Raw genomic sequence first — 255 nt, forward strand, 5'->3', positions numbered from 1 at the left:
GTATTGCAGCAACGGTAATGGTCACCATCAATTCTATTAGAGTAAAACCAGATTGTATTTTTTTCATGCGCAATTCCTCTGCTATATAAAACAGAGTATAACCAAGCGCAACATGAATGACAGTGTTTAATTGACTATTTGCAGACATCACTGCTAATCAATTCTTTATCAATAATCTTTATTATTTTATATTTTGTCATTTTACATTTTGTTAAAATTTACATTCTATATTTTTCTTGTTTGATACTCTTACCC

The 255-nt window shown here is 29.0% G+C and carries 1 protein-coding gene; it reads right to left on the reverse strand.

Annotated features, from left to right (window positions below):
• Positions 1–148, reverse strand: a 148-nt coding sequence (locus tag AAEY79_RS15650) for a prepilin-type N-terminal cleavage/methylation domain-containing protein (protein ID WP_352289508.1), incomplete at its 3' end; no start/stop codon positions are given.
• Positions 149–255 lie beyond the last annotated feature (107 nt).

It is taken from the genome of Psychrobacter sp. GW64-MNA-CIBAN-0177 (assembly GCF_040309585.1).
Classification (GTDB): Bacteria; Pseudomonadota; Gammaproteobacteria; order Pseudomonadales; family Moraxellaceae; genus Psychrobacter; species Psychrobacter okhotskensis.